Annotated in this window: 15 protein-coding genes; 12 read left to right on the top strand and 3 right to left on the bottom strand. The window is 46.9% G+C overall.

From position 1 onward, the window contains the following. Positions 1-99: 99 nt before the first annotated feature. Positions 100-816 (bottom strand): glutamine amidotransferase, encoded by a 717-nt coding sequence (locus TW81_RS15575; RefSeq protein ID WP_045956659.1) that lies wholly within the window; start codon positions 814-816, stop codon positions 100-102. Positions 817-1,023: 207 nt separating this feature from the next. Here TW81_RS15575 and TW81_RS15570 point away from each other — a divergent pair, with 207 nt between their 5' ends. The 4 genes from TW81_RS15570 to TW81_RS15555 all read left to right on the top strand — a co-directional run bounded on the left by TW81_RS15570 (position 1,024) and on the right by TW81_RS15555 (position 4,850). Further along, on the top strand, positions 1,024-1,410 hold the full coding sequence (locus tag TW81_RS15570; RefSeq protein ID WP_045956658.1) for an MAPEG family protein: 387 nt from the start codon (positions 1,024-1,026) through the stop codon (positions 1,408-1,410). Between the two features lie 212 nt (positions 1,411-1,622). Further along, a complete protein-coding gene (locus tag TW81_RS15565; protein ID WP_045956657.1) occupies positions 1,623-2,210 on the top strand; it encodes a TetR/AcrR family transcriptional regulator in 588 nt (195 codons plus the stop codon). 108 nt (positions 2,211-2,318) lie between these two features. Continuing rightward, positions 2,319-3,167: an alpha/beta hydrolase gene (locus TW81_RS15560; RefSeq protein ID WP_045956656.1), complete on the top strand. Its 849-nt coding sequence runs from the start codon at positions 2,319-2,321 to the stop codon at positions 3,165-3,167. A 294-nt stretch (positions 3,168-3,461) separates the two neighbouring features. Next, on the top strand, positions 3,462-4,850 hold the full coding sequence (locus TW81_RS15555; RefSeq protein WP_045956655.1) for an SLC13 family permease: 1,389 nt from the start codon (positions 3,462-3,464) through the stop codon (positions 4,848-4,850). 184 nt (positions 4,851-5,034) lie between these two features. Here TW81_RS15555 and TW81_RS15550 read toward each other — a convergent pair whose 3' ends face one another. Together TW81_RS15550 and TW81_RS15545 are read right to left on the bottom strand one after the other, a co-directional pair. Then, entirely contained in the window at positions 5,035-6,510 is a 1,476-nt protein-coding gene (locus tag TW81_RS15550; protein WP_045956654.1) for a Na+/H+ antiporter NhaC family protein, read from the bottom strand. Positions 6,511-6,527: 17 nt separating this feature from the next. Beyond that, positions 6,528-7,871: a glutamine synthetase family protein gene (locus tag TW81_RS15545; protein ID WP_045956653.1), complete on the bottom strand. Its 1,344-nt coding sequence runs from the start codon at positions 7,869-7,871 to the stop codon at positions 6,528-6,530. 344 nt (positions 7,872-8,215) lie between these two features. On the opposite strand from TW81_RS15545, the gene TW81_RS15540 reads away from it, so the two are divergent. Genes TW81_RS15540 through gabT form a run of 8 tightly spaced genes read left to right on the top strand, consistent with a single transcriptional unit; the run spans position 8,216 to position 17,120 of the window. After that, positions 8,216-8,962 (top strand): gamma-glutamyl-gamma-aminobutyrate hydrolase family protein, encoded by a 747-nt coding sequence (locus TW81_RS15540; RefSeq protein WP_045956652.1) that lies wholly within the window; start codon positions 8,216-8,218, stop codon positions 8,960-8,962. A gap of 15 nt (positions 8,963-8,977) precedes the next feature. After that, positions 8,978-9,535: an HTH-type transcriptional regulator PuuR gene (gene puuR, locus TW81_RS15535; RefSeq protein WP_045956651.1), complete on the top strand. Its 558-nt coding sequence runs from the start codon at positions 8,978-8,980 to the stop codon at positions 9,533-9,535. Positions 9,536-9,571: 36 nt separating this feature from the next. Further along, positions 9,572-11,056, top strand: coding sequence for an aldehyde dehydrogenase (locus TW81_RS15530; protein WP_045956650.1), 1,485 nt, complete (start codon positions 9,572-9,574; stop codon positions 11,054-11,056). Positions 11,057-11,086: 30 nt separating this feature from the next. Next, on the top strand, positions 11,087-12,364 hold the full coding sequence (locus TW81_RS15525; protein ID WP_045956649.1) for an NAD(P)/FAD-dependent oxidoreductase: 1,278 nt from the start codon (positions 11,087-11,089) through the stop codon (positions 12,362-12,364). Between the two features lie 22 nt (positions 12,365-12,386). Further along, the gene (aguB, locus tag TW81_RS15520) at positions 12,387-13,253 is read left to right on the top strand and encodes an N-carbamoylputrescine amidase (RefSeq protein WP_045956648.1); all 867 of its coding nucleotides are present in this window, start codon (positions 12,387-12,389) and stop codon (positions 13,251-13,253) included. A gap of 13 nt (positions 13,254-13,266) precedes the next feature. Then, positions 13,267-14,349, top strand: a complete 1,083-nt coding sequence (gene aguA / locus TW81_RS15515) for an agmatine deiminase (RefSeq protein ID WP_045956647.1) — start codon at positions 13,267-13,269, stop codon at positions 14,347-14,349. 56 nt (positions 14,350-14,405) lie between these two features. Next, positions 14,406-15,833 (top strand): NAD-dependent succinate-semialdehyde dehydrogenase, encoded by a 1,428-nt coding sequence (locus TW81_RS15510; RefSeq protein WP_045956646.1) that lies wholly within the window; start codon positions 14,406-14,408, stop codon positions 15,831-15,833. 15 nt (positions 15,834-15,848) lie between these two features. Continuing rightward, positions 15,849-17,120 carry a 4-aminobutyrate--2-oxoglutarate transaminase gene (gene gabT / locus TW81_RS15505; RefSeq protein WP_045956645.1) on the top strand — a complete coding sequence of 424 codons (1,272 nt, stop codon included), beginning with the start codon at positions 15,849-15,851 and terminating at the stop codon, positions 17,118-17,120. Positions 17,121-17,176: the final 56 nt, after the last annotated feature.

Genomic DNA, 17,176 nt, shown 5'->3' with positions numbered 1-17,176 from the left:
GTGTTATTAATAACACCTTATGAAACTAGGATATTATTGATTAGTCGTCAAATCAAAAGGGGACAAGAATCCGTCAGCTTGGTTTGTACACTACGTATTTTATTCGCTTGTGCGCTCAACGCAAAGTTGGGCAAAGTTAACTAAGATCTGTTGCGCGTCTGGTGTGTGTGCAACGTGATGTTTTTTGTCATCCATAGGTGTGGCACCTAAAGTCTCTTTAAAGCCTTCAAGCACATCTTGCATGATCGCGGGAGTAAACTCTGGATGAAATTGAACTCCCCATGTGCAGTCGCCAACACGAAAAGCATGATGGCAATCTAGGTTACTTTCCGCCAGTCGGACGGCTTGGCTCGGCAAGGTGATAACGGATTGATAATGCACCACTTGCGCTTTGAATTGATGCGGAAGGCTTGCAAGAAGAGGATCATCATTGCTGCTTTCTAATCGACAAATCTCAATCGTGCCGACTTCAAGCCCATTAGGGTTATAGTCGACTTGGCCGCCGAAGGCGTAACCGATGAGTTGGTGACCGAAGCAGATACCTAGGGTTGGTATATTTGATTCCGCAAGCTGGACTACCTCATTGGCAAGCCGTTTCATCCAATCTTTCTCTTCCGTCACCATGGATAACGACCCCATGATGATCACACCTGCGAGCGTGTTGGGTTGAGGAAGAGGCTTGTTTATCCCATCATGAAAAGCAATATTCAGTGCTGTTTCACCAATAGCTTGTTTAGCCCATTGTTCAAAATCACCAAATTGAGTTAACTGACTTTCTGGTGCGGAACCCACGTTGACAATCAATAGCTTTTTCACTTTCTGTACCGATTTATATCCCTAATATTTCGCTAACTTATAGAAAATCGATTTCGTTGGCAATATCACGCGGCTGTCTTGGCTAGGATGCTCAACATTGGAAGAGTGATTGACTTCCGGCAAGATGAATGTTGTGCTGATGGATATAATCTCACACACTCACTTCATCGAACCCGATGTGTTTGCAACATTGCAAGGAGAAAGCTCATGGTTACAGGGCTGTATGCTGCCATTCTAGCCTCGCTTATGATTTGGTTATCAATTCAGGTCATCAAGCAGCGGCGTAAAGCGCAAGTTAAGTATGCAGATGGTGGTGTTGATGCATTAACGATTGCTCGAAGTGCACACAGCAACGCCGTTGACTACATACCCATCACGTTAATACTGATGGGCGTGGTTGAATACAATGGTGCGAGCCCATGGATGATCCACATCTGTGGTTTGGCTTTTGTTATTGGTCGCGTATTGCACGCTCGGGCGATTCTGGCTGATAAATTGAAAGGCAGGGTCTCTGGAATGAAGGTTACGTTTTTGGTGATGGCTGTGCTCATCGTCCTCAATATTGCCTACTTACCCTTTGCTAAGATGTGGTGAGCACTGACAACCCAAAATAAAAGCGATGGAATTCACCATCGCTTTGTCTTTTTTACCCTCTACATTCCATCGAGTTGTGAGCGAATTCAACAACGAAAAACGGTGATATTTAGATGCTGAATCTATGGGCTTCAAATCATTTTCACTGAATCAAAAGTTGCAAAAAAGAACGACTGTGCTAAAAATAACAATACAAGTCATGAGAGAGCGGTATGAGTAAAGGTAAAATTACCCGAGAGAATATCTTGAGTAAGGCGTTTGAACTTGCGAGCGAAAATGGGCTTGAAAGCCTGACAATAGGTGAGTTAGCCAAGCAGTGTGGCATGTCGAAAAGTGGTCTTTTTGCCCATTTCAATTCGAAAGATAATCTGCAAATTGCTGTATTGGATTACGCGAATCAGATTTTTACTCAACGTGTCATTACACCCGCGAGAGAGAAAACATCAATTTCTATCGAACAAAAGCTCATGCTATTGCTTGATAATTGGCTAGGGTGGAATCACTCCTTTCAAGGTAGCTGTATGTTTTTGGATGCTTGGAAAGAAACGTCTGTCGAGACGGAACCTACTCAGCAAGTGCTTAAAAAAACGATTGCAACTTGGATTGAGTACTTACGTATCCAAATAGCAAAGGGTGTGGAAAGTGGTGAGTTTCGCCACAACCTTGAGCCGAAGCAGGCGACGTTTGAATTGTACGGGCTCTATTTGAGCGCTCATTTGTTCTATTCCATCCATGGAGAACAGGCGAGTAATCAACACTTCTGGCAAGGGGTGCAGCGTCTATTGGCAAATTGGAAGTAGAACAACACTAAGCTAAGTGATGATCACTTGGCTTATTATTTACATTTAAATAGCACGGTCGTTCGCTTTTTGGCGAGAGGTAGAGACTGGCAGCAAAAGGACATCATCATGAGTGAGAAGATCTACTTTAACACCTCGCATAAATTCAGTGTGAAAAAGAGCTTAGTGAGTTTAACGACGCGTTTGCACCACACTATTGCGCCTAAACATGCAAAGAAAACAGCGCGTAAACTGTTGCTGACCCCCGCGAGAACTAAGCCGAAAAATGCAGAGCCAGTAGGCTTAATTAAAAGTGAAGTGCAATGCCAAGAAGGGATATTGAAAACCTATCAACTTGGTACCGGCCCGGTGTGGATACTGACTCATGGTTGGTCGGGAAGTGCGAGCCAGTTTTATCCGTTAATGGAGCATATTGCGAGCCGAGGCTATACCGCCCTTGCTTACGATCATCCGGGTCATGGCCAAAGTGGTGGCGTGTATGGTCATATTCCAGCGTTTGTCCACGGCCTAGAGGCAATATTAGACAGCGTTGATCAAGTGGCGGGCTTAGTTGGTCACAGCATGGGCACTGCATCAGCCATTGAATGCCATCATCAGAAGTTGGTAGACAAGCCAATGTTGCTGATTGCTCCGGTACTGGATTATCTAGATAACTTGTTTGGCAGTGTGGCGAGATCTGGCTATTCAATGCGTTTGTTCAAAGCTGTGGTTTCAGAAGTAGAAGACCAATACCGCTACCCGATTCAGTCAATTGATCCCTACAACAAGCTTAAAATTCGCCGTGCGCAGACCATTATTGTTCATGATCAGGGCGACAAATTTACCAAGTACTCAGAATCGAAAAGGGCGGCCGAAGAGATGGATCAAGTTAAGCTGGTCACCACTCACGGGCAAGGCCATGGCCGCGTGATGAAATGTCCTGAGGTGATGGCAAGCTTCGATGAGCTAATTGCTTAGCCTGACTGAAAACCAAAATAGGAGAGGAGGATGGTCGCAATCCTCCTTTTTGTTTTTTGGCTGTTGGCGAGTATCTAAACTCTAGAGGCTGAGTGGATGATACACAGGAAGAGATATAGGAGATGGATATAAATTGAGCGATATATTACTGTAAAATATTTAGCCTATTCATGCTGTTAACATTTATAGCCTTGTTGTTGATGTGGTTAACCTTTTCGCAATCAAAAATATATCCTTAGAGAAGTTATGTGGGATCATTTTCTATGCCACAAGGCCCTTATAAGGAAAATAATAATGAATAGAAATGATAGTGTCCCTTTGCCCAGCAATACCCGAGAATGGTTTTTCAACCGCAATAGTCTGATTATCCTCGCAGACATTGCTCTATTTCTTACCCTGTACTTGACCTTGCCATTTGATCCTCAGGTGGTTCTGGGGATTAGTATGCTCACCTTCGTCGCCATTCTTTGGCTCACTGAAGCTCTACACGTCACCGTCACCGCGATTTTGGTGCCGATTATGGCGGTTTTCTTTGGAGTGTTTGATACCCAAACCGCACTCAACAATTTTGCCAATTCCATTATCTTTTTGTTCCTTGGCGGCTTTGCGTTAGCAGCCGCGATGCATCGTCAGGGGCTTGATAAGGTCATAGCCGACAAAGTACTTATCTTAGCGAAAGGTAAAATGAGCGTTGCGGTATTTATGCTGTTTGGTGTAACGGCCGCGCTTTCTATGTGGATCAGTAATACCGCCACCACGGCGATGATGCTGCCTTTAGTCTTAGGTGTCTTGAGCAAAGTAAACGCTGAAAGTGGTCACAAAACCTATGTTTTTGTATTACTCGGCATAGCTTACAGCGCCAGTATTGGTGGTATAGCAACGATCGTTGGCAGCCCGCCGAATGCGATTGCCGCTGCTGAAGTTGGATTGACGTTTACAGATTGGATGGCTTTTGGTGTACCGACAACAATAATCTTGTTGCCAGTTTCCATCGCTGTGCTGTATGCCGTTCTTAAACCTAACTTGTCTGGCGAGTTTGAACTTAATCGTCAAGCGGTTGATTGGGATAAAGGTAAAGTGGTGACCTTAGGTATCTTTGCTGCAACGGTCTGTTTATGGATCTTCAGTAAGCCGATAAACGCCATGCTCGGCGGGTACGCAAAATTTGATACCTTAGTTGCGTTGGGTGCGATTGTTGCTGTCAGCTTTGCACGTGTTGTGCACTGGAAAGATATAGAAAAGACAGCAGACTGGGGTGTTTTGCTGCTGTTTGGTGGTGGTATTTGTCTGAGCAATGTGCTGAAAGCGACGGGCACGAGTGTTTTTCTCGCCAATGCATTGAGTGACATGATCGCCCATTTAGGTATTTTCTTCATCATTGCCGTTATCGCGATTTTTGTCGTGTTCTTAACCGAATTTGCCAGCAATACGGCTAGTGCCGCTCTACTTATTCCTGTCTTTGCCAGTGTTGCTGAAGCGTTTGGTATGTCTCCGGTTATTCTCTCTGTCTTGATTGCCGTTGCGGCATCTTGCGCCTTTATGTTGCCAGTTGCGACACCACCGAATGCAATAGTGTTTGGTTCAGGACACATTAAGCAGAGCGAGATGATGCGTGTCGGAATTGTCTTGAATATTGCTTGTATCGGAGTTCTGACGTTTATCGCGTTAAGCTTCTGGACTTAAACATCCAAACTGTGTGTCATCCGTTTCAAAGCCTACCTATCGACGGTAGGCTTTTTCTTATCTTAAGGTCAGGTACTGTCATTGCAGATTCATTTGATGGTTCACTAAAATGGCTTGACAAAGAGAAAAATCCATGCTCGAAAGTGTCGAGCATGGATTTTTTGTTTGAGACTTTACAACTTAGTTAGGCAACAACAAGAAAGAAAATACAAGTTGCGATAATACCAATCAGTGCGTAAGGGAACTGAGTGGTGGCGTGTTGCATTGAAGTACAACCCGAGCCTTGCGCTGAAAGTACTGTTGAGTCACTAAAGAAACAAGAGTGGCTACCAGCTGCCGATGCAGAAAGCAGCGCTGCGACAGTGAGGTGAACTGGCACACCAAGCTGCTCACCAAGTGGTAGTACGATTGGCATTGCGACGGCAAACACACCCCATGAAGACGCGGTTGCAAACACAAGCCCACCGGTAATCATAAAGATAATGGCAGGGAAGTATTCGGCAGACAGATAAGGACTAACTGTTTCAATCACGTACTGAGTCACGCCTAATGAATCGTTGACATTCTTGAGCATAAAGCCGCCAATTACGGTAGCAAGAGGCAGAAGCATCACTTTGATACCGTCGTAGATTGCTTCAAACATGGCGTTCATCGAAATGAGTTTTTGCGCGCCGTAGAAGCAGACAGTAAAGATGATAGCGACGAATACCCCTGCGAGCAGGTCGATGCCGAAGTACCAGCTTGCTCCCACTAATACGATCATTGGCAGCAAGAAGTTGATCAGGCCCATGGTAGGGTTGGTGTGCGCGGTAATGTCTGAACCAAAGTCGATGTCAGTCGCACCGTCAGGACGCACTTGACCTGCTTTTGCACGTTGCTCGGCCTTTTTCATTGCACCTAGGTCTGGAATTTTCTCCATTGCAACCAGAAGAACGATAACCAGAGTAACCCAGCCGTAAGCCATGTATGGGATAGCTTCAATATAGGTCTGGATACCTTGACCCGCTTCAGCGACGCCGTTGGCTTCTAGCAACGAGCTAAAGAAGATAGCCCAGGTCGAGATAGGGACAAGGATACAAATAGGCGCGGCGGTTGAATCGACAAGATAAGAGAGTTTTTCTCGAGAAATGTTGTACCCATCGGTGACCTTCTTCATCGACGAAGAGATCGCAATCGCATTGAGATAATCATCAATGAAGATCAAAATACCCAGCACAAAGGTCATCAGCATAGACTGGCGGCGACTCTTCACTTTGGTCACCAACATATCTGAGAAGCTCAATATGCTGCCACCTTTTTCAAGAATGGCGATAAGACCACCCATCAAACCACACACCAGAATGATCCAAGCGATGGTTTCATCCATCATTACCGTCATCGAAATATCGACAATTTGCTCAACGGCCTCGGTAGGATTGAGTAGTAGCACCCCAGCAATCGCACCACTAAATAGTGCTTCGACCGTGCGGTGAGTGGTGAGTGCGAAAACCAGCACTAATGCGGTGGGGAGCAAGCTCATCCAGCCATAGGCTTGTCCTTCCTCATGACTCAATCCGATCGAGGTAAAGAAGATGAAGGTCGCAATCACAATGAGTGTGACCATAATATGTTGACTGTTCATTTTCAGCGGCGCATCCAGTGCCTTTGTTTGTGTTGTCATAACATAGTTTCCTTTGTTTATGCTGAGTGCAACATCCAATCGATTTCTAACGGTGTGATCGCTCGCTCAAATTCTTCGAGTTCACTCCGTTTGCATGCAAGATACAAATCGATAAATTCCCTTGAAATGTATTGAGCCAGCTCACTGTGTTCTAGCTGCTCAAGTGCATCAGACATACGCACGGGTAAGTCTACCGCATCATTACTGAGAGAAGGAGGACATTGTTGTTTGGAATAGTTATCACTCGCTAATACTGAGGAAAGTACTACTGCAGCGAGAATATATGGATTGACGTCTGCGCCCGCTATGCGGTGCTCAATACGTCGGTTTTTACTGTCGCTAATTGGTACACGTAGAGCGACACCACGATGATTGACTCCCCAATCCGCTTTCGTTGGCACGTAAGCACCAGGCACAAAGCGGCGGAAAGAGTTAACATTGGGACAAATCAACGCCATGGAGTCGGAAGTTTGCGCGAGCATGGCTGCCATGGTTTGATAAAAAAGGTCGCTCTCCTGACCGTCGGCTTGGCTGAAGTGATTGTTGCCTTGTTCATCAAGCAGGCTGAGGTGGATGTGCATGCCATTGCCCGCCTGATCAGCAAACGGTTTGGCCATAAAGGTGGCATCAAAGCCATGTTGATGAGCGACTTGGCGGATCAGGCGCTTCGCAATCACTATCTCATCACATACTCGTAGCACATCTTGAGAATGGTTGAAGTTAATCTCAAACTGACCTGGCGCGGATTCGGAGAGCGCCCCAGACGTATTCAGACCTTGCTGATCAGCCACACGGTTAAGATCGGCGAGAAACTCGGCGTAGTCATCCAATCCATCCAAATCGTAGACTTCGGTGTCTTTTTCTCTGGTCTTCTTGGTTGGGTTAATGGCAGTCAGCAGTTCGCCGTTGGCACCACGTTTTTTATCTATTAGATAAAACTCAAGCTCCAATGCAACGCAAGGGAATTGGTTTTTGCTATGTAGGGTTTGCAACATCTTTTCCAAAATATTGCGAATAAACAGAGGATTAGGTTGCGTTCCTGTGTCGTCCATCATGCTCAGCAACAGTTGTCCGACTTGAGGTTTCGCCGTCGGCATCAAGCTATTTGGAATCGGGAAACACATGTTATCGGGTTCGCCCAATGCTTCTCCGAGGCCTGCTGATTCTACAACGTTACCGCACGTGTCGAGAGTAATAGTGGAAAGGGGCAGGGCAATCCCTTTATTCACCTTTTCTAGAGCGGTTACAGGGATGCGCTTGCCTCTTGGTGAGGCGTTGATGTCGGTAAATATGAGGTCAATATATTCGATATCGGGCCATTCTTGTCTAAAATTTTTAACTTCTTGTACATACGATTCCATTCTGGTTTCTCCCAAGAGCCTGACGTTCGATGAGTTAAATATAATTGAGTTAACAATTGACTTACAAATCAAGGTCGCCGATAAGGCTTTTCTTTGTGTATTTCTTTTATTTCAGTGGGTTAGGCAGTCAATTTAGATGGTTTTTGTCTAAATGTAAGTTGCTTTTGTTAACTATTTTGTAACACCGGATGTTATTTTGCTCAATATAATGAGCAAGAAAAGGCATTTTTTTGGTTAAAAAAGTGGCAGAAGTCACGAAATGGTCATAATTTCGAACGTTTGTGTTGATAATTTTGTACATGATTTGTAGTGTGAATGTTAAATAAATCGAACGCGGAAAAATCATGTCACAAACAAACACCCCTATTATTGGTGTCGTCAGCTGCGCAAAAGAGCTAGGCGGGTATCAGATACAAGCGGTCAATAATTTTTACCTGCAAGCGGTGAAAGATTTTGGTGGTTTACCCGTGATACTGTCACCCGACATGACGACAGAACAGATGACAACCCTGATTGAGTTGTGTGATGGCTTGCTGTTTCCGGGTAGTCATTCGAACGTCGCACCGCATCGCTATGCTGCAGAGCATGATGAATCACATACAGATGAAGCGCGTGATGAGTTGTCGTTGAGCCTAATTCGCTTGGCAATAGACAAAAACATCCCTTGCTTAGGTATTTGTCGCGGTTTTCAAGAGATGAATGTGGCATTGGGTGGTTCACTCAATCCAGCGGTACATGAATCGGGTTTCAACGATCACCGCGAAGCGAAGGTCGATGACTTTGAAGAAAAATATGCTCCCGCTCATGCGGTATTGGTGCAAAAGCAAAGCGTATTTGAACAGTGGCTGATAGAAAACCACTGGGAAACCACCGCCTTCTTTGAAGTGAACACGCTCCACAATCAAGGCGTCGACCGATTGGCTCCTCAACTTCAGGTAGAAGCCAAAGCACCGGATGGACTCATCGAAGCGTTCAGCCTTCCGGGGCAAAAATACTTCGTTGGCGTGCAGTGGCATCCAGAATGGAAAGCAAAAACCAATCATTTCTCCCAAATTTTATTTAAAGAATTTATCATGGCAGCCTCTCATTAATTTGGAGCTGCATGAATGGACAATCAACAGATTGGTAAAAATATTGTTCAACTAAGAAAGAAAAATGGATTGTCACAACGAGAACTCGCCGAGCGAGCTGGGATAACACATAGCGCTATCTCATCGATTGAGAATGGCAAGGTCAGCCCATCGGTCAGTTCTCTGCAAAAAATAGTGAACGTTTTCTCTCTATCACTTTCTGAGTTTTTTATTCTCGAACAACCTCAAAGTGATGAAATTAAAGTCATCGTTCCGCAAGAAGAGCTCGTCGAGATGGGCAGTGAAGCGGTGTCGATGAAGCTGGTCACCAATGGCAACAAAGATTTGGTGATCGGATTCTTAATTGAGGAGTACGCACCGCGCGGTAGCACAGGGGCGACACTGATTAAACATGAAGGCGAAGAGATAGGTACCGTACTTGAGGGTGAAATCACACTCGAATACAAAGGAAAGTCCTTCGTTATAAAACAAGGTGAGTCGTACGTCATTGATACGACCAAACCGCACAAGTTTATAAATCACACAGACAAGGCTTGTCGAATGATAAGCGCGCATACGCCAACCACATTCTAAGTGGGCTTTGTCTTGTTGTGATAACAAGGAGAGCGTATGAAAACCCGAGAACAATGGATTGAGTTAAAAAACAATCTCAACATCGAAAATCGAGCTTATATTAATGGTGAATATAGCTCGGCAATGGGGGGAGACACGTTAGATGTGATCAATCCTGCAACCAACGAGACAATTACTCAAATCGCTCGTTGCCAAAGTGAAGATGTCGATCTCGCGGTGAAATGCGCTCGACAAGCATTTCAACAAGGCTTGTGGAGCAATCGCTCCCCAGCGCAACGTAAGGCGGTCTTGAATCAGTTTGCCAATCTTATCGAATCCCACCGAGAAGAGTTGGCACTGCTAGAGACCTTAGATACAGGCAAACCCATTGCTCACAGCTTCTCTACCGATATTCCAGGTGCGGCCAACACACTGCGTTGGTACGCAGAAGCTATCGACAAAGTATATGGTGAAGTTGCACCTACAGAGAAAGACGTGCATGCGTTTATTTCCCATCAAGCGATTGGCGTTGTGGCGGCGATTGTTCCGTGGAACTTCCCCCTTTGGCTCGCATGTTGGAAGCTAGGGCCAGCCCTAGCGGCGGGAAACAGCGTCATCCTTAAACCCTCTGAAAAATCGTCTTTAACGGCCATCTATTTAGGTCAACTTGCGAGCCAAGCAGGACTGCCAAATGGTGTTTTCCAAGTGGTGACTGGTTTTGGTCATGAAGCAGGTGACGCACTGGCGAAACACCAAGATGTCGACTGCATTGCTTTCACCGGTTCCACTCGAATTGCTGGCCAACTTATGATCAGTGCTGGCGAGTCTAATCTTAAACGTGTCTTCGCCGAAGCTGGCGGCAAAAATGCCAATATTGTCTTTGAAGATTGCGACGACCTTGACCGCGCGGCCGCAGAAACGGCGGCGGGCTGTTTCTACAATCAGGGCGAAGTTTGTGTCGCGGCCACTCGTTTACTGGTTCATGAAAGCATTAAAGACCGCTTTGTCGATAAAGTCATTTCGGCCGCGCAAGCGTTTATGCCAAAAGATCCACTCGACACCGAGTCGTCTATGGGCGCACTCATCGACCAAGAGCATAAAGCTAAAGTGCTTGATTACATCGCGCTTGGTCAAGCCGAAGGTGCGGTTTTACGTTGCGGTGGTGATGTAACCGGTGTGGGTGCCTTTGTTGAGCCGACCATTCTCGACAACGTGGATAACAAAATGCGAGTGGCTCAAGAAGAAATCTTCGGCCCTGTCTTGTGTGTGATTCCATTTAAAGATGAAGCACAAGCGATTGCCATCGCCAATGACTCAAAATATGGCTTAGGTGCGGCGCTATGGAGTAGCAATATCAACCGAGTTCACCGCGTCGCGAAACAGTTAGAAGCGGGTTCGGTATGGGTCAATAACTACAACGAGGGGGACATGACTGTCCCATTTGGTGGCTTCAAAATGAGTGGTAACGGACGAGATAAATCTCTTCATGCCATTGAGAAGTTTACTGAGACTAAGACGACTTGGATTCGTCTACACCCTTAAGCCTGCTGCGAATATTAAAGGAATACCTCTATGAACAAGCATACGGATTCGTTCTACTCTCACTCTGTGCCTAACATGCCAGATTACCCACAACTGCAAGATAATATCGAGTGCGACGTGTGTGTCGTTGGCGCTGGGTTCTCTGGGCTCTCTTCTGCGCTTCATCTTGCGGAGAAAGGCTTTAAAGTCGTTGTTGTGGAAAGTGCAAAAGTTGGATTTGGCGCAACTGGTCGTAACGGCGGACAAATCGTCAATAGCTACAGCCGAGATGTTGATGTTATTGAAAGCCGTTACGACCAACACCAAGCGAAAGCACTATGCGATATGATCTTCGAAGGTGGCGACATTATTCGCGGCTTGGTAGATAAATACGACATCGATTGTGACCTCAAGCAAGGTGGCTTATTTACCGCGCTGAACAACAAACAGTTGAAGGGGCTGGAAGAGCATAAAGCCAACTGGGAGCGTTACGGTAACGATCAATTGACCTTGCTTGATGCTGGTGAAGTTGAGAAAGCCGTCGGCACTAAAGTGTACGCGGGTGGTCTGCTTGATATGCGCGGTGGCCATATTCACCCACTCAAGCTTGCCCTTGGTGAAGCGGCTGCGTTTGTCGCTCAGGGTGGACAGATCTTCGAACAATCGGCCGTAGTTTCGATTGATAAAGGCGTGAACCCAGTAGTGAAAACGGCGCAAGGCAGCGTCAAGAGTAAATACGTGGTGTTGGCGGGCAACGCTTACCTTGGTGGTCTAGCACCAAATATCAGTAATAAAGCGATTCCATGTGGTACTCAAGTTGTCGCGACTGAGCCTTTAAGCGAAGCGCAGCTTAAGCAAGTGCTAACCAGCGATTACTGCGTGGAAGACTGCAACTACCTATTAGACTACTTCCGCTTAACAGCAGATAAGCGCATGTTGTTCGGTGGCGGTGTGGTTTACGGCGCTCGTGACCCACAAAACATTGAAGCGCTTATCCGTCCTAAGATGGAAAAAGTCTTCCCACAACTTAAAGGCATCAAGATTGACTACACCTGGACAGGTAACTTCTTGCTGACTTACTCACGCATGCCACAATTTGGTTCATTTGCAGACAACATCTACTACCTGCAAGGTTACAGTGGTCATGGTGTCACTTGTACACACTTGGCTGGTAAGTTACTCGCAGAAGCACTGACTGGACACGCCGAGCGCTTCGATGCGTTTGCTGCGCTAAAACATTATTCATTCCCGGGTGGTCGCCACTTCCAAATTCCATTCACTGCGATGGGAGCGGCCTACTACAACCTACGTGACAAACTGGCGATCTAAGATAAGAGATAAGGAATATCCAATGAGCAAAGTCGTAAAATTTGCAGCCCTTCAACTGACTAAGAGCTGGGATCTGGAAGATAACCTCAACAAAGCGAAAAAAGCGATTCGCGAAGCGGCACAAAACGGCGCAAACGTGATTCTTCCACAAGAGCTATTCGCCGCCCCTTATTTCTGCAAGAAACAAGAAGCAAAATATTTTGAGCTAGCAGAAGAGACACAAAACTGCCGCTTAATTCAAGAAATGAGCGCCTTGGCGAAAGAGCTCGGCGTCGTGATTCCAGTGAGCTATTTTGAAAAAGCAGGTAACACCTTCTTTAACTCGTTAGTGATGATTGATGCCGATGGTACTGTGCTAGACAACTATCGCAAGTCACACATTCCCGATGGTCCAGGTTACAGTGAAAAGTACTACTTCAGCCCGGGAGATACAGGATTCAAAGTGTGGCAAACCAAGTTTGGTAAGTTTGGCGCCGGTATCTGTTGGGACCAATGGTTCCCAGAGCTCGCTCGCTGCCTTGCGTTGCACGGTGCGGAAGCCATTTTCTACCCGACAGCCATCGGTTCAGAGCCACAAGATCCAACCTTAGACTCACGTGACCACTGGCAACGTACTATGCAAGGTCACTCAGCGGCCAACCTTGTGCCAGTCATCGCATCAAACCGAGTGGGCACTGAACTGGATGATGGTATTGAAACCACCTTCTATGGCTCATCATTCATTACTGACCACACTGGCGGAAAAATTGCGGAAGCGCCACGTGAAGGTGAGGCGATCATTTACGCAGACATTGATTTAGCGGCCACCGCCAAAGCACGTCACGCATGGGGCTTGTTCCGTGATCGCCGCCCAGATCTGTACACCAGTATTGGAAAGTTGGCTGTTTAGAGAGGCGTTAAATATGCAGTTATCGACAACTCCAGCACAAGATGGCTTCTATTTTCCGGCTGAGTTTCAGCCGGTAAGCGAAGTTTGGCTTGCTTGGCCAGAGCGCCGCGATAATTGGCGTGACCGAGCACTTCCGGCGCAGCGTACGTTTGCCAATATTGCCAACGCAATTGCAGATGTGACAAAGGTGTGCGTTGCAGTGAGTACCAAACAATTCGACCATGCCCGAGAGCTATTGCATCGAGACGTTCGCTTGGTTGAAATTCCTTACAACGATGCTTGGATGCGAGACATTGGTCCAACGGTTGTGGTGAACGATGCCGGTGAGCGACGCGGAATAAGCTGGCAATTCAACGCTTGGGGCGGTGAGTTTAACGGTCTTTATGATGATTGGCAGCATGACGATCAAGTCGCCGGTTCTGTGTGCGACATCATAGGCATCGATCACTATCGTGCGCCGTTTGTACTTGAAGGGGGCTCAATTCATACCGATGGTCAAGGCACGCTGTACACCACAGAAGAGTGCTTGCTTAGTCCGGGGCGCAACCCAGATATGGAAAAAAAGCAGATCGAACAACAGTTAAAACAGTACCTTAATATCGAGAAAGTGGTCTGGGTGCCAAAGGGATTGTTTAACGATGAGACGGATGGTCACGTCGATAATCTGCTACACGTTATTGCCCCTGCTAAGGTCGTGCTGAGTTGGACCGATGACCCAAGCGATCCTCAATACCAACTTTCTCGAGAAGCCGAAGCGGTGTTAAAAGCGCAAACCGACGCTAAAGGCAGAGAAATTGAAGTGATCCGTTTACCCCTGCCAGGCCCGCTACACTACAGTGATGTAGAGGCACAAGGTGTTGAGTCAAGTGACGGGATGAATCGTAGGGCGGGTGAGCGCCTAAGTGCGTCTTATGCGAACTTTCTGATTGTTAACGATCACGTGTTTTTGCCTTTACTGGATGACAGCACAGATCAACAAGCTATCTCTATCTTGCAGCAAGCGATGCCGGGTTATTGCATTGTGGGTATCCCCTCGCGAGAAGTCTTGCTTGGTGGTGGCAACATCCACTGCATCACTCAGCAGATCCCCGCATAAAAGGGCGTAGCGGTGGCGATTGTCCATCAATCGCTACTTAGTCAAAAGGAATTATCATGCAACATATTAAAAATCATAGTTTGCTTTCTTTTATGGTCTCAGAGAAAGCACAGGGCTGCGCGGTAACCAATCCCGCAACTGGCGAGATTATTGGCTTCGCTCCTATTGCCTCCGAGAGCGAAATTCTGGATGGAATTGAACGTGCCAGTGTGGCCCAGAAAGAGTGGGCGGCGCAGCCAGCGAAAGTCCGCGCAGCAAAACTTCAGCGCTGGAATCAATTACTGCTGGAAAATAAAGAAGATTTAGGCCGTTTGATGACGCTTGAGCAAGGCAAACCGCTTGCTGAAGCGCAAGGTGAGGTTCTTTATGGTGCGAGCTTTATCGAATGGTTTGCTGAAGAGGCGAAACGTACCTATGGTGACACCATTCCAGCGCCGAGCGCCGATAAGCGTTTGGTGACGATTAAGCAGCCGATTGGTGTTGCTTGTGCGATTACGCCGTGGAATTTCCCTATCGCCATGATTACACGTAAGGCGGGGCCAGCGCTCGCGGCTGGTTGTAGCTTTATCGTCAAACCATCAGAGTCTACGCCTCTGTCTGCTTTCGCGGTAGCAGAACTGGCTTATCAGGCCGGGATTCCACGTGACGTGTTGCAAGTCGTATTAGGCGAAAGTTCGCGTCAAGTCGGCGGCATTTTTACCACTCATCCGCTGATTCGTAAGCTCTCTTTCACGGGTTCAACTCAAGTCGGCAGTGTATTGATGCAGCAGAGCGCTGGTGACATTAAGCGTACTTCGATGGAGCTAGGTGGCAATGCGCCTTTCATCGTGTTTGATGACGCGGATATCGATGCGGCCGTAACTGGCGCAATGGCATCAAAGTTCCGCAATGCAGGGCAGACCTGTGTGTGTGCCAACCGTTTCTATGTTCATAGCAAAGTGTATGACGAATTTGTCGCTAAATTTGATGCGGCAGTGCAGCAACTTAAAGTTGGTAACGGTTTAGACCACGGCGTCAACATTGGCCCTGTGATCAGTGAAGCTGCCAAGCAAGGTATACAAACGCTTATTGATGGTGCGATTGAGCAAGGGGCTAAGCCTGTCAGTCCAATCAAGCAACTCGATGGTCTATTTATGCAACCTGTGGTGCTTAAAGATGTGACTCACAATATGACGATTGTTTCTCAGGAAATTTTTGGCCCTGTAGCGCCTGTGATTCGTTTTGACAGCGATGAGCAACTGATCGAGATGGCAAATGACACGATTTACGGCTTAGCCTCTTACTTCTATAGCCAAAATATTCATCGCGTGTGGAAGATTGCCGAAGCGCTCGAATACGGCATGGTCGGCATTAACGAAGGCATGATCTCTACCGAAGTGGCTCCTTTCGGTGGGGTAAAACAGTCCGGTATCGGACGTGAAGGAGCGAAACAAGGTATCGATGAATACATGGACGTAAAATATCTCTGCTTTGGCGGCAACTAATTGAAGGACAAAACCATGACAAATCAACAACTACATCAAAGAAGAAGCCAGGTCATTGCTCAAGGCATGGGCGCACTGTACCCACTTTACGTAGAGAAAGCGGACAATGCCCACGTTTGGGATATTGAAGGCAACAAATACATCGATTTTGCGGCGGGTATTGCGGTGACTAACACCGGTCACTCGAATAAAAGAATCAGCGAGGCGGTCAAAGCGCAGCTAGACAACTTTTCCCACACATGTGCGATGGTGACGCCTTACGCTTCGTTTGTCGAGTTGGCAGAAAAGCTGACGGAATTGGCTCCGGGTGACACCAAGAAGAAAGCTATCTTCTTAACCACAGGCGCTGAAGCGGTAGAAAATGCCGTCAAAGTGGCTCGTGCTCACACTGGGCGTAGCGGCGTAATTGCGTTCAAAGGTGGTTTCCACGGTCGTACTAATATGACTATGGGTTTAACGGGCAAGGTTGCACCTTATAAAGCGGGTTTTGGACCATTTCCGAACGAGATTTTTCACGCGCCTTACCCTAATGCGTTCCACGGTATCAGTGTCGATCAGAGTATGCAGGCATTAGAAGACTTGTTTGCGTGTGATATTGAACCTTCACGTGTTGCGGCGATTATCTTTGAACCAGTGCAAGGTGAGGGCGGTTTCTATAAAGCGCCGCAAGCCTTTGCTCAAGCGCTACGTGAACTGTGTGACAAACACGGCATCATGCTGATTGCCGATGAAATTCAGACTGGATTTGCGCGTACGGGTAAAATGTTTGCGACAGAATATCTGGGTATTGAGCCAGATATGATGACCATGGCAAAAGGTATTGCTGGTGGTTTCCCGATTTCCGCGGTAGTAGGTAAAGCGGATGTGATGGACTCAGCTTTACCGGGCGGTCTAGGGGGGACTTACGCGGGTTCTCCACTGGGCTGTGTGGCGGGCTTAGAAGTGCTGAAAATTATCGAAGAAGAAGATTTGTGTGCTAAAGCGATGGGGATTGGTGAAATCGTCAATGCGCGTATGACAAAGCTTCAGCAATCTGTGCCGGCGATTGGTGAAATCCGTACTACAGGTGCGATGATGGCGATTGAGTTTACTGACCCACAAACAGGTAAACCGCTGCAAGATCTCACCAAATCGGTGATCAGCAAAGCGCAAGAAAACGGATTGATTCTGTTGTCATGTGGGGTAAAAGCAAATGTGATTCGCTTGCTACCGCCTTTGACGATAGAGTCTGACGTTCTGAACGAAGGTCTTGATAAACTTGAGAAGATTATCTTAGAAGTCGCTTAGTGGTTTTACAGAGATGAAAAAAGCGCCCCAATCTTTGGGTAATGCCGATCAGTTAA

This window comes from Vibrio galatheae (assembly GCF_000967545.1).
Lineage (GTDB): Bacteria > Pseudomonadota > Gammaproteobacteria > Enterobacterales > Vibrionaceae > Vibrio > Vibrio galatheae.
Note: the sequence above shows the minus strand (reverse complement) of the source record. Positions and strands in the feature narration are given on the sequence as shown.

Excerpts from the sequence above, each read along its gene's own strand:
- TW81_RS15560 (WP_045956656.1), top strand. The coding sequence starts at position 2,319 with ATGAGTGAGAAGATCTACTTTAACACCTCGCATAAATTCAGTGTGAAA.
- TW81_RS15555 (WP_045956655.1), top strand. The coding sequence starts at position 3,462 with ATGAATAGAAATGATAGTGTCCCTTTGCCCAGCAATACCCGAGAATGG.
- TW81_RS15525 (WP_045956649.1), top strand. The coding sequence starts at position 11,087 with ATGAACAAGCATACGGATTCGTTCTACTCTCACTCTGTGCCTAACATG.
- TW81_RS15530 (WP_045956650.1), top strand. The coding sequence starts at position 9,572 with ATGAAAACCCGAGAACAATGGATTGAGTTAAAAAACAATCTCAACATC.
- TW81_RS15570 (WP_045956658.1), top strand. The coding sequence starts at position 1,024 with ATGGTTACAGGGCTGTATGCTGCCATTCTAGCCTCGCTTATGATTTGG.
- TW81_RS15540 (WP_045956652.1), top strand. The coding sequence starts at position 8,216 with ATGTCACAAACAAACACCCCTATTATTGGTGTCGTCAGCTGCGCAAAA.
- puuR (WP_045956651.1), top strand. The coding sequence starts at position 8,978 with ATGGACAATCAACAGATTGGTAAAAATATTGTTCAACTAAGAAAGAAA.
- TW81_RS15510 (WP_045956646.1), top strand. The coding sequence starts at position 14,406 with ATGCAACATATTAAAAATCATAGTTTGCTTTCTTTTATGGTCTCAGAG.
- TW81_RS15550 (WP_045956654.1), bottom strand. The coding sequence starts at position 6,510 with ATGACAACACAAACAAAGGCACTGGATGCGCCGCTGAAAATGAACAGT.
- aguA (WP_045956647.1), top strand. The coding sequence starts at position 13,267 with ATGCAGTTATCGACAACTCCAGCACAAGATGGCTTCTATTTTCCGGCT.
- gabT (WP_045956645.1), top strand. The coding sequence starts at position 15,849 with ATGACAAATCAACAACTACATCAAAGAAGAAGCCAGGTCATTGCTCAA.
- aguB (WP_045956648.1), top strand. The coding sequence starts at position 12,387 with ATGAGCAAAGTCGTAAAATTTGCAGCCCTTCAACTGACTAAGAGCTGG.
- TW81_RS15565 (WP_045956657.1), top strand. The coding sequence starts at position 1,623 with ATGAGTAAAGGTAAAATTACCCGAGAGAATATCTTGAGTAAGGCGTTT.
- TW81_RS15545 (WP_045956653.1), bottom strand. The coding sequence starts at position 7,871 with ATGGAATCGTATGTACAAGAAGTTAAAAATTTTAGACAAGAATGGCCC.